Source organism: Microbacterium sp. MTN4-26, assembly GCF_042846595.1.
Taxonomy (GTDB): Bacteria; Actinomycetota; Actinomycetes; order Actinomycetales; family Microbacteriaceae; genus Microbacterium; species Microbacterium luteum.
In genome coordinates this window covers 98,026-108,117 of record NZ_BTGO01000013.1, presented here as the reverse complement: position 1 = coordinate 108,117, position 10,092 = coordinate 98,026, and the positions used below count along the sequence as shown (strand labels likewise).

The window sequence follows — 10,092 nt, the reverse complement described above, 5'->3', positions numbered from 1 at the left end:
TCGTGCGTTTAGGATCGGCACTGAACCGTCCTTTCGGGGTATCGAACGCCTACCGCAACCACCGACCCTGGGAATCCGTTGCGCGGCGCGCAGCCCGAGCAACGTACGTCGAGGCCCTCGGCGGCGCGATCTATCTTGCCGTTGGCGGTTCGTCGGAAAAGGCGGCGGGGACACCGTCATGGCCGAGTCACACTCTGTGATCTACGGAGAGAAAGCAGCCGCTCGACGGCGGCATGCCTGGACTCGGACATTGTCAGACACGCCCTAGCCGCTACGACCCCTCCGCCCAAACACACCGGAGGGCCCGCACGTATTGGGTGCAGGTCCGCGAGCATCTCGGGGCCGCGACCGCAACACTACAGCAATGGATGTATAGTCATCGCATGCTGACTCTTGCGTCTCGAGTTGATGTGATGAACCGTCTCGGTCGCGCGATGGCCGACCCCACCAGATCCCGTATCCTGCTGGAGCTGCTGTCCGGCCCAGGCTACCCGGCCCGATTGTCCGAGTCCCTTGGGCTGACCCGCACGAACGTGTCCAACCACCTGACGTGCCTGCGGGGCTGCGGGATTGTGGTGGCCACCTCGGAGGGGCGGCAGACACGGTACGAGATCGCTGACCCGCACCTGACCCGCGCGATCACGATCCTGGTCGACACGGTCCTCGCCTACGACGACGGCGCCGCGTGCGCGAACGAGAACTGTGACGTGCCGCTGTGCTGCGGCCCCTCCGCCTCGATCGGCGACCAGGTGGAGGGAGCGCTGTGAGCGATGAGTGCTGCGGACCAGACGAGCCGCGCAAGACCACGACGATCGTGAAGCGGCTGCAGCTGAGCAAGCCGCTGGCCACCGGCGACGCCTGCTGCGGCCCGGTCCACGAGCCGGCCATGGCCGGCAAGGCACGTCGCGCACACCACGATGCCGGTGACGCATGCTGCGGACCCGACGAGAAGACCGCCACGCACGCGCCCGGTCACGACGACCACGATGATGACGACGGACTCGAGGTGCGGCCGCCGTGGTGGCGGGACACCGCGCTGCTGCCCTCCGCGATCGCCGGGGTCACCCTGCTGGCCGGGTACATCTTCGCGTGGACCGGCATCCCGATCCCGGCGCTGATCCTGCAGTGGGTCACCCTGCTGGCCGGGGCGTACACGTTCGTGCCTAGTGCGATCCGCCGCCTGTTTCGGGGCAGGCTCGGCGTGGGGCTGCTGATGACGATCGCCGCGATCGGAGCGGTGCTACTGGGTCACGTCGGGGAGGCGGCAACACTGGCGTTCCTGTTCTCGCTCGCCGAGGCACTCGAGGACCGTGCAATGGATCGCGCGAAGGAGGGGCTGCGCGCACTGCTATCCCTCATTCCCGAGACCGTTCGGGTCTCGCGCCTCGCGGGAGACGTCATAATCCCTGCGGCGGAGGTGCGTGAGCTCGACATCTTCGTCGTCGGCGCCGGTGAGCGGATCGCCACTGACGGCGTGATCGTGGAGGGCCGCTCGAGCCTGGACACATCCGTGATCACCGGTGAGTCCATTCCGGTGGAAGTCGGTCCCGGCGCCGCGGTCGCCGCGGGCTCTGTGAACGGGTCGGCGACGTTGCGGGTGGAGGCGACCGCGGATGGGCGCGACAACTCACTCACGCAGATCGTCGCCCTTGTAGAGCAGGCTCATGCTCGCAAGGGCGAGCGGGCACGACTGGCGGACCGGATCGCGCGGCCGCTCGTGCCGGCGGTGCTGATCGCGGCCGCGCTCGTCGCGCTGTTCGGTCTGGTCGTGGGCGACCCGTGGACGTGGATCGAGCGGGCGCTCGTGGTGCTGGTTGCGGCATCCCCGTGCGCATTGGCGATCGCGGTGCCGGTGACGGTAATCAGCGCGGTCGGGTCTGCATCGAAGTTCGGGGTGGTGATCAAGTCCGGGGAGGCCTTCGAGCAGCTCGGCACGATCCGCACCGTCGCCCTCGACAAGACCGGAACCCTCACCCGCAACGAGCCGACCGTCGTCGACGTGCGCCCCGCTCCCGGCATCAACCGGGACGAGCTGCTCGGCTGGGCCGCCGCGCTAGAAGCGACGAGCACGCACCCCCTGGCTGCGGCGATCGTCGCCGCCAGTCCCACGACCCCCACTGCGGCCGATGTGATCGAAGAGGCCGGGCGGGGCATGACCGGACGCGTCGATGGGCGCGCCGTGCGAGCGGGCAACGCCCGCTGGCTCGACCCCGCCGCGCTCCGGGACGCGGCCGAAGAGATGGCCTCCAAAGGTATGACCGTCGTGGTCGTCGAGGCCGAGGGGCAAATCGCCGGTCTCATCGGGGTGCGGGACGAGCTTCGCGCAGAATCGGCCGAGACGGTGCGGATGCTGCAGGCTCAGGGCATCGAGACGGTCATGCTCACCGGCGACAACGAACGCACCGCCCGCGCGATCGCCGGGGAGGCGGGGATCACCGACGTGCGTGCGGAACAGCTGCCCGCGGATAAGGCTGCAGCGATCGAGACTCTCGTGATGACGCGCCCGACTGCGATGGTAGGCGACGGCATCAACGATGCGCCCGCGCTTGCGACCGCGACGGTGGGGATTGCGATGGGCCTGAAGGGATCGGCCGCGGCCATCGAGTCTGCCGATGTCGCCTTCACTGGCCACGATCTGCGTCTCATCCCCGGGGCGCTGGCACACGCCCGCCGAGGTCGGCGGATCATGACCGTCAACATCGGCCTCGCCCTGGCGATCATCATCGGACTCTTCCCCCTTGCACTGTTCGGTGTGCTCGGACTGGCGGGCGTCGTGCTGGTGCATGAAGTCGCCGAGGTCATCGTCATCCTCAACGGTGTACGCGCCGCTCGTCGCCCCCGCTCGGTCCCCGCCGCTCACGATTCTGCGTCTGTGAAGGAGCCTCACCTGGTAAGTGTCTGAGCCTGTTTACAGACCTGGAATAAACCCACGGTAAGCTTTCGGTGATGATCCCGACGACTCGAACCCAGCACAATACTGTGCTGAGCGAGCGTCTTCTGATAACGAGGATCATTACTGGTCTAGGGTTGGCACTCCTGCTCGTGCTGGGCATCGCCGCTGCAGGACACCTCGAGACCGATGGCACCACACCTGTGCCGCTGGGAATATCCGCACTCTTGGACCCGCACGTCGAGCCGCTGAGCGACAACGCTACCGATCCGAGCGGCGCCGGCGAACATCAAGCGGCGGTTGGCGAATCCTCGGGGACCAGCGCTCTGATGGGGGCAGCGCTATGTGTTCTCGGGGTTCTCTGCGGGCTGGTGTTCGCAGTGCTGACTCACCGGCTGTGGCGTCGCCGCGTCCTTCCTGAACGCGGGATCTGGCCGCGGATACTGTCGCTCTTTCCCCACCCGTCGACATTTTCGCGGGTGCGCACCCTCTCACTGACGCAGCTGAGCATCTCCCGAACCTGACATTCGGCATGCCGTCCTCTCTGGACGGCGCTTCGCCCCGGGCTCACGCCCGGGTCCTGTCATGCGCCGTGTCTTGGTTTGGAGTACCCGAATGAAAACCCCTGTGAAAGCGACGTTGATCTCCGTCGCCGTTGTCGTCGTGCTGGTGCTGGTCGCGATCATCTACGCCCTGGCCAATCAAAGCCCCGCCCCACCCCCGGAGGAAGGAAGCAGCACCGGCGGCTCCTCCGTGGTGCGGGAGAGCTCGCACGTGCTGGACGACGGCGGACCGGATGCGGTGACCGTCGTGGAGTTCCTGGACTTCGAGTGTGAGGCGTGCGGGGCGTTCTACCCGATCGTCGAAGACCTGCGCGAGACGTACGCCGGTCAGATCACCTACGTGGTGCGGTACTTCCCCCTGCCCGGTCACTTCAACTCGAAGAACGCGGCGATCGCTGCGGAAGCGGCCGCACAGCAGGACCGATTCGAGGACATGTATCACCGGCTGTTCGAGACACAGGCGGAGTGGGGCGAGGCGCAGGAATCCCGCGCCGACCTGTTCCGCGGCTTCGCCGAAGAGCTCGGACTGGACATGGCCGCCTACGACGCAGCCGTCGCCGATCCCGCCACCACCGAACGGGTGGAGCTCGATTTCAACGAGGGACGCGCTCTCGGAGTCGACAGCACGCCGACCTTCTTCCTCGACGGGGAGAAGCTCGATCTGCAGACGCTGAACGACCTCGAAGACGCCATCGCGGCTGCCGTCTCCGGTGGTCAGTGATGCGGACGGGCCTGTCACACCGGCGAGTGATCATCGTCGGAGCCGGGCAGTCGGGACTAGCCGTTGCCGCGGCGTTGAACGCCGAGGGTCTGCGTCCGCAGCAGGACTTCGTCGTGATCGACGCCGCCGGCAAGGGGCAGCGCAGCTGGGCATCCCGATGGCATTCGATGGAGCTGCTCAGCGACGCCCGGCATAGCGCGCTCCCGCCTCGCGGACTCCCCGGGGATCAACGCCGGCGTCCCCGCGTAGACGAGATCGTCGACTATCTCACCTTCGTCGAGGCGGGCCTCCGCGTCGAGACGGTCTGGGGTGTCCGCGCCACCGGGGTAGAGCGTCCCGGCACCGGAACCACACTGCTGCTGTCCACCACCGCAGGGGAGGTGCAGACCCGCAACGTCGTGTGCGCCACCGCCGCCGCGGCGTATCCGCGCATGCCGGAGTGGGCCGCACGTGTGAGCGTCCCTGGCATCGTGCTGCACAGCAGCGACTACCTGTACCCGAACCAGATCCCGCCGGGCAAGGTGCTCGTCGTAGGAGGCGGCAACAGCGGCGTGCAGCTAGCCCGTGAGCTGACCGCGTCTCACACGGTCACCATGTCCGTGCGCAGCCCCCGCCGACACCGGCCGAGCAGCAGCTACCCGGCAGCTGCTGGACCGGCCGTCTCGTGGCTTACCCGCCGGCGGCATCCCGAACCGATCTTCAGCGACAGCTACGACCAGCTGCGACGCGCCGGCGTCACCATCGTCCCCGCCGCAACCGCCGCAGACGGTGGCGTGGTGACACTCGCCGATGGCAGCGAGCTCGCACCGGACTCCGTGATCTTCGCCACCGGCTACGAACCGGGCGACGACTGGCTGCCCGATGCCGCGCGCACCGATCGGGCAGCCCGCACCCAGACCGGGATCCCGGGACTATTCGTGGCCGGCATGCCGCAGTACAGCGGCCGCGGCGCAGACACGATCACCGGGGTCTGGCGAGACGCCACCACCATCGCCCACCACATCATCAACCGTCCCTGAAAGCCACGCCATGACACCCTCCTCACCTACCGACACCAGCCCGGGCATCGCGCGGATGCCGCACAGGTTCCGCCCGGCCGCGTTCCTCGGCCTGTTGGCAAGCCTGCTGCTGGCAGCCGGCATAGTGCTCTCCACCGCATCGTCCGCGGCCGCTCACGACAGCATCGTCTCGGCCACCCCCGAGGCTGACGCGACCATCGGCGTGGTGCCGCAGGAGATCTCGTTGACGTTCAGCGGCGAAATCCTCACCGTGGGCAGCGCCGTCGTCATCGAAGTGATCACCCCGGGCGGTCAGAACCTCGCGACCGAACAGCCGCAGATCGACGGCACGACGGTCACTCAGGCTCTCACCGGCGATCAGGAGCCCGGTCTCTACACGGTGCGGTGGCGGGTCGTCTCCAGCGACGGCCACCCCATCAGCGACGAGTACACGTACACCCTCGAATCCGCCGCGATCCCCGACAACACCCCCACTCCCGCGCCCACCGCCACAGAGCACACGCCCGAACCATCTCCCACATCCTCCACCGCCGAATCCGCGGATGACGGCTACGGCGGTCAGGCCTCCGGCGGGGGAGAGATCTTCCCCGTTCTGGCTGTCATCAGCGGTGTGATGATCGTCGGCGGGGCACTGGTCGTGGTGCTCATGGTGGCCAGGGAACGGCGCCGCCGCGACCGCGCCGCCGCAGCAGCGGCCCAGGCAGATTCCTCGACGAGTGGCAAGACAGATGGCTCGTAACCGAGGCACACGACTCGCGATCGCCTGCGTGATCGCCGCGGTGGTGGTGCTGATCGACCAGGCCACCAAGGCGGCCGCGCTGTCCGGGCTGAGCACGGAGCAGCGCATCCCGCTGCTGGGAGATCTGCTCGGGCTGCAGCTCGCGTTCAACCCCGGTGCGATCCTCTCCCTCGGCGCCGGGTTCACCGGGCTGCTCACCCTCCTCGGGGTGGCTGCCGTGGTGCTGCTGGTGATCGCCGTCGTCCGAGCTCGCACCGTGTGGTGGGCCGTGGGGCTCGGGCTGATCCTGGGCGGCGCGATCGGGAATCTCATCGACCGACTGTTCTCCCCGCCCGGGTTCGGTGTCGGGCACGTCACCGATTTCCTCGCCTACGGCACCTGGTTCATCGGTAACCTCGCCGACGTCGCCCTCGGCGCGGGCGTCATCGTCCTCGTCGGCGTGCTGTGGGCACGGCGGCGAGCTGCCACCGCGCAACGCGCCGACACGACGCAGGACGGGCAGGAGCCCGTCGCGGAGGGGCAGAGACCATGATGGCCAAGCAACGAGTGCCGTCCGTCTATCAGCGCAATGCGTTCGCCCCGGGATTGCTCGCGGCGGTCGTCCTGTTCCTGGCCCCGGTGCTGATGGGCGGAGACTGGTTCCTGCTGGTGCTGTTCGTCGCCGCGATCCTCGCCGTCATCGTCGGCTGGTTCGCCGTGCAGGCTCGGCAGTGGTGGTGGCTGCCGGTGTTCGCCGCGATCGCGGTGCTGTGGAACCCGGTGTTCCCGTTCCCGTTCTCCGGGCCGGTGTGGACGGCCGCGCAACCGGCTGCCGCGGTGGTCTTCCTGGTCGCCGGAGCGATGATCAAGGTCCGCCGCTCGTGACCCGCGGCCGCGTGTTCGCCGCAGCCGTGGTGCTGCTGGCAGTCGTCGTACTGGCCGGGTGCGCGAGCAGCGATTCGCTCGCCCAGCAGTACCGGGACGGGAACGAGAAGGGCTACATCGCCGGCGAGTTCCAAGTGGTGGAGATCCCGGAGCCCGACCGCGGCGAACCGGTCGCGTTCGAGGGGGTCACCGAAACCGGCGAGCGCGTGTCCAGCGACGACTACCGCGGCGGGGTGCTGGTGGTGAACTTCTGGTACGCCGCATGCGGACCGTGCATCGTCGAGGCGCCGCTGCTGGAAGAGGTCTGGCAGGAGTACCAGGACCAGGGCGTCTCGTTCCTCGGCGTGAACACCTACGACCAGCCCGCCACCGCCCTGTCGTTCGCCCGTGACAACAACGTCACCTACCCGAGCGTGATCGACGTGAACGACGGCAAGGTCAAGCTCGCGTTCGCCCAAGTCACCCCGATCCAGGCCACCCCCACCACCCTCGTGCTCGATCGGAACGGGAGAGTCGCCGCCCGGGTCATCGGGCAGCTGGCCAGCGCCTCCATCCTGTCCACCCTGGTCGCCGACACCCTCGCCGAGGAGAACCCGTCATGAACCCCGGGCAGCTGGTCGTCGACGGCGCCCTCTGGATCGCGATCCCGATCGCGGCCCTCGCCGGCCTGGTCTCATTCCTCTCCCCCTGCGTGCTGCCTCTGGTGCCCGGTTACCTCGGCTACCTCGGCGGCGCCGCCGGCAGCAACCCAGGTGCCGCCGCGACCGGGTCGACGGTCACAGCGGAACGCACCCGCCTGCTGCTGGGGGTGGGCCTGTTCATCGCCGGGTTCACGGTGGTGTTCGTCACAGTGACGATCCTCGGCGGCACGTTCGGGTTCCTGCTGCTGCAGTACGGCAACATCCTCACCCGGATCCTCGGGGCGGTCGTGATCGTGCTCGGCCTGGTGTTCATCGGGTTCTTCGGCATCGCCCAACGCACCCTGCGCCCCCGGGTGCAGAGCCGCGCCGGCCTGATCGGCGCCCCGCTGCTCGGGTTCGCGCTCGGAGTGGGGTGGACCCCCTGTATCGGTCCGACGCTCGCGGCGATCCTGTCGATGTCGTGGAACCTTGGCGACCCCGCCCGCGCCGGCCTGCTCGGTCTTGCCTACTCGCTCGGGTTGGGCATCCCGTTCCTGCTGCTCGCCGTGGGCTGGGGATGGGCGTCCCGCTCGGTGTCGTTCCTGCGCCGCCACATCCGCGCCCTGAACATCGTCGGCGGCGCCCTGCTGGTGCTGCTCGGAGTGCTGATGGTGACCGGGCTGTGGACCACGCTGATGTCTGCTCTGCAGCAGGTGGTGATCAATGTTCCCGCCCCGCTCTGAGACCGACACGGTCGTCGACCCACTGCGCCCCGCCGATCACCTCGACTCCGACGCCCCGTCCGAGATCACCGGTCCTGCCCTCGGCATGGTGGGTTGGGCACGGTGGGCGTGGCGGCAGCTGACCAGCATGCGTACCGCCCTGGTGTTGCTGCTGTTCCTCGCGATCGCCGCCGTCCCCGGGTCGCTTTTCCCGCAACGCACCGCCGACCCGAACGGGGTCACCCAGTGGCAACGCGACAACCCTGACGTGTTCCCGTTGGCGGACGCGGTCGGCCTGTTCGACGTGTATTCCTCGCCGTGGTTCTCCGCGATCTACCTGCTGCTGTTCGCGTCCCTTATCGGCTGCGTCATCCCCCGCGCCAAGCACCACTACAAGGCGCTTCGGTCCCTGCCGCCGCGTACCCCCGCACGACTGTCCCGCCTAGTCGACTACCAGGACACGACGGTCGCGGCCGATGAAGCCGCCCCGGATCCGGCGGAGGAGGCGGTGCGGCTTGCGGAGCATCAGCTGCGCCGCGCCGGCTACCGGGTGCACCGATACGACGGACCGGGATGGGCGTCGGTCTCGGCCGAGCGTGGGTATCTGCGGGAGACCGGCAACCTGGTCTTCCACGTCGCCCTGGTCGGGGTGCTCGCCTCGGTCGCGATCGGCGGCGGGTTCGCCTACACCGGGCAGCGTGTCGTGGTGGAGGGCACCACGTTCGTCAACGCGCTCAGCGACTACTCCTCGTTCAACCCCGGCCGGTTCGTCGACGGCGCCGGCTTGGCCCCGTACTCGCTCACCCTCGACGACTTCCGAGTCTCCTATCAGCTGCCCGGCAGCCCGGGGGCCGGGCAGGCGGGTGACTTCTCCGCCGACGTCACCATCCGCAGCGCCGGTGAGGACGCCCGGGCGGAGAGCGTGATCGTGAACTATCCGATCACCGTCGCCGGCGACCGCATCTACCTGCTCGGCAACGGGTACGCCCCGACCCTCACCGTCCGTGATGCCGCAGGAGAGATCGTGTGGAGCGAATCGCAGCCGTTCCTGCCGCAGGACTCGAACATGACCTCGCTCGGGATCATCAAGATCCCCGACGGGCTGCCCGAGCAGCTCGGCCTGGTCGGCTTCTTCTATCCCACCCAGGGTGTGCTGCCCTCCGGCGCGTTCACGTCGGTCTATCCGGACGTGGTCAACCCGGTACTCACCCTCAACGTGTTCAGCGGCGACCTCGGCATCGACGACGGCACACCCAGGTCGGTGTACACCCTCGAGGTCGACGGACTCACCCAGCACACCGGCGGCGACACCGGCCTGGACTCCCTCGAGCTCACCCCCGGCGCCACCGTGGACCTGCCCAACGGGTGGGGAACGATCACCTGGGAGGCGGCGTCCGAGCAGGAGCCGGTGAAACGGTTCGCGTCACTGCAGATCCAGAACGACCCCACCAGCGGATGGGTGCTCGCCTTCGCGATCCTCGCCACGGTGGGACTGTTCGCCGGACTGTTCGTGCCCCGTCGACGCATCTGGGTCAAGGCTCGCACCACCCCCGAGGGCGTGCACGTCGAATACGCGGGACTCGCCCGCGGCGAAGATCCCACGCTCCACAAGGCCGTCCGCGACATCGCGAACGACCACGCCGCCGCCCTGGATCGCGCGCGCGGCGCGAACCCCGAAGGAGGAACCCGATGAAATGCCCCGTTGATGACACTCAGCTCCTGGTGAGTGAGCGTTCCGGCGTCGAGATCGACTACTGCCCAGGGTGCCGTGGCGTCTGGCTGGACCGCGGCGAGCTGGACAAGATCCTCGACCGTGCCACCGACACCCGCGCCCCGAGCAATCCCGCACCCGATAGCCGGGACTCCCACCACGGCCGAAGCGACTCCCACCACGGCCGGAACGGGCGCCGCCGCCGCGACGGCTTTCTGGGAGAGCTGTTCGACTTCTGATCCC

Annotated in this window: 12 protein-coding genes; all 12 read left to right on the top strand. The window is 68.6% G+C overall.

Features of this window, described 5'->3' with window-relative positions:
* The first annotated feature begins 383 nt into the window (after positions 1-383).
* Complete coding sequence (locus ACGG9C_RS12360) at positions 384-767, top strand: helix-turn-helix transcriptional regulator (RefSeq protein WP_194384185.1); 384 nt, start codon at positions 384-386, stop codon at positions 765-767.
* A 119-nt stretch (positions 768-886) separates the two neighbouring features.
* Complete coding sequence (locus tag ACGG9C_RS12355; protein ID WP_194385376.1) at positions 887-2,902, top strand: cation-translocating P-type ATPase; 2,016 nt, start codon at positions 887-889, stop codon at positions 2,900-2,902.
* A gap of 44 nt (positions 2,903-2,946) precedes the next feature.
* The gene (locus tag ACGG9C_RS12350; RefSeq protein WP_194384186.1) at positions 2,947-3,414 is read left to right on the top strand and encodes a hypothetical protein; all 468 of its coding nucleotides are present in this window, start codon (positions 2,947-2,949) and stop codon (positions 3,412-3,414) included.
* A gap of 91 nt (positions 3,415-3,505) precedes the next feature.
* Entirely contained in the window at positions 3,506-4,174 is a 669-nt protein-coding gene (locus ACGG9C_RS12345; protein WP_194384187.1) for a thioredoxin domain-containing protein, read from the top strand.
* 26 nt (positions 4,175-4,200) lie between these two features.
* Positions 4,201-5,193 carry an NAD(P)/FAD-dependent oxidoreductase gene (locus ACGG9C_RS12340; RefSeq protein ID WP_237673316.1) on the top strand — a complete coding sequence of 331 codons (993 nt, stop codon included), beginning with the start codon at positions 4,201-4,203 and terminating at the stop codon, positions 5,191-5,193.
* 10 nt (positions 5,194-5,203) lie between these two features.
* Entirely contained in the window at positions 5,204-5,932 is a 729-nt protein-coding gene (locus ACGG9C_RS12335) for a copper resistance CopC family protein (RefSeq protein WP_194384189.1), read from the top strand.
* Positions 5,922-6,464: a signal peptidase II gene (locus tag ACGG9C_RS12330; protein WP_194384190.1), complete on the top strand. Its 543-nt coding sequence runs from the start codon at positions 5,922-5,924 to the stop codon at positions 6,462-6,464. Before ACGG9C_RS12335 ends, ACGG9C_RS12330 begins: the two co-directional genes overlap by 11 nt.
* Positions 6,461-6,796: a DUF6804 family protein gene (locus tag ACGG9C_RS12325; RefSeq protein WP_194384191.1), complete on the top strand. Its 336-nt coding sequence runs from the start codon at positions 6,461-6,463 to the stop codon at positions 6,794-6,796. Before ACGG9C_RS12330 ends, ACGG9C_RS12325 begins: the two co-directional genes overlap by 4 nt.
* Positions 6,793-7,398, top strand: coding sequence for a TlpA disulfide reductase family protein (locus ACGG9C_RS12320; RefSeq protein ID WP_194384192.1), 606 nt, complete (start codon positions 6,793-6,795; stop codon positions 7,396-7,398). The genes ACGG9C_RS12325 and ACGG9C_RS12320 overlap by 4 nt, the downstream gene beginning before the upstream one ends.
* The gene (locus ACGG9C_RS12315) at positions 7,395-8,159 is read left to right on the top strand and encodes a cytochrome c biogenesis CcdA family protein (protein ID WP_194384193.1); all 765 of its coding nucleotides are present in this window, start codon (positions 7,395-7,397) and stop codon (positions 8,157-8,159) included. Before ACGG9C_RS12320 ends, ACGG9C_RS12315 begins: the two co-directional genes overlap by 4 nt.
* Positions 8,140-9,831 (top strand): cytochrome c biogenesis protein ResB, encoded by a 1,692-nt coding sequence (locus ACGG9C_RS12310; protein WP_194384194.1) that lies wholly within the window; start codon positions 8,140-8,142, stop codon positions 9,829-9,831. Before ACGG9C_RS12315 ends, ACGG9C_RS12310 begins: the two co-directional genes overlap by 20 nt.
* Positions 9,828-10,088, top strand: coding sequence for a zf-TFIIB domain-containing protein (locus tag ACGG9C_RS12305; RefSeq protein ID WP_194384195.1), 261 nt, complete (start codon positions 9,828-9,830; stop codon positions 10,086-10,088). The genes ACGG9C_RS12310 and ACGG9C_RS12305 overlap by 4 nt, the downstream gene beginning before the upstream one ends.
* Positions 10,089-10,092: the final 4 nt, after the last annotated feature.

Excerpts from the sequence above, each read along its gene's own strand:
- ACGG9C_RS12360 (WP_194384185.1), top strand. The coding sequence starts at position 384 with ATGCTGACTCTTGCGTCTCGAGTTGATGTGATGAACCGTCTCGGTCGC.
- ACGG9C_RS12355 (WP_194385376.1), top strand. The coding sequence starts at position 887 with ATGGCCGGCAAGGCACGTCGCGCACACCACGATGCCGGTGACGCATGC.
- ACGG9C_RS12350 (WP_194384186.1), top strand. The coding sequence starts at position 2,947 with ATGATCCCGACGACTCGAACCCAGCACAATACTGTGCTGAGCGAGCGT.
- ACGG9C_RS12345 (WP_194384187.1), top strand. The coding sequence starts at position 3,506 with ATGAAAACCCCTGTGAAAGCGACGTTGATCTCCGTCGCCGTTGTCGTC.
- ACGG9C_RS12335 (WP_194384189.1), top strand. The coding sequence starts at position 5,204 with ATGACACCCTCCTCACCTACCGACACCAGCCCGGGCATCGCGCGGATG.
- ACGG9C_RS12330 (WP_194384190.1), top strand. The coding sequence starts at position 5,922 with ATGGCTCGTAACCGAGGCACACGACTCGCGATCGCCTGCGTGATCGCC.
- ACGG9C_RS12325 (WP_194384191.1), top strand. The coding sequence starts at position 6,461 with ATGATGGCCAAGCAACGAGTGCCGTCCGTCTATCAGCGCAATGCGTTC.
- ACGG9C_RS12315 (WP_194384193.1), top strand. The coding sequence starts at position 7,395 with ATGAACCCCGGGCAGCTGGTCGTCGACGGCGCCCTCTGGATCGCGATC.
- ACGG9C_RS12310 (WP_194384194.1), top strand. The coding sequence starts at position 8,140 with ATGTTCCCGCCCCGCTCTGAGACCGACACGGTCGTCGACCCACTGCGC.
- ACGG9C_RS12305 (WP_194384195.1), top strand. The coding sequence starts at position 9,828 with ATGAAATGCCCCGTTGATGACACTCAGCTCCTGGTGAGTGAGCGTTCC.